The organism is Psychrobacter sp. 1U2 (genome assembly GCF_051847575.1).
Window position 1 is genome coordinate 1 of the sequence record NZ_JBPYDC010001421.1, and the last position, 605, is coordinate 605.

General features: G+C 44.5%; 1 protein-coding gene. It reads right to left on the reverse strand.

Going from position 1 to position 605, the window contains the following annotated elements; all coding sequences use genetic code 11:
- Positions 1–569 (reverse strand): ABC transporter substrate-binding protein (locus ACS8FD_RS22430; RefSeq protein ID WP_439277486.1); only part of this gene is annotated, 569 nt, incomplete at its 3' end.
- Positions 570–605: the final 36 nt, after the last annotated feature.

Here is a 605-nt window from a genome sequence, read left to right on the forward strand (position 1 = left end):
TCATCGAAAGGCGGTTTTACGGTATTAAATTCATAATAGTAAGTACAAAGGTAAGGCGATACTCTCAGCTCTTTTCCATAATCTGTTTGCAAAGAGTTAAACTGCTCGGTTGGAATCTCATTATAGGTTACATCAACCTCACCTGCTTGATAGCGCGATACATCAGTCACGCTAGAGGGAATCGGTAACATAGTAATCGTATCAAGCGTAGTATTGGCGTCATCATAATACTCAGAATTACGCGACAGCACCAGCTCGTCATTGATCTGCCATTTACTGACTGTATAAGGACCATTGACTACGATATTAGTAGGGTCTGTCCACTTATCGCCAAACTCTTCGACGGTCTTTTGATGTACTGGTTTGACTGAGTTATGAATCAGCATATCGGGGAAGTACGGTACTGGTTCTGTTAGTGTCACTTGTAGCGTCTTATCGTCGATGGCTTCTACGCCTAGCGTCTCAGTACCAGCAGCGCCCGCGACGATTTGATCAGCGCCTTTTACTTTGGCATCAACCAAATAGCTTGAATAAGGGGACGCTGTATTTGGATCGACCAAACGACGCATACTATAAGCGAAATCCTCTGCGGTAACCGGATCACC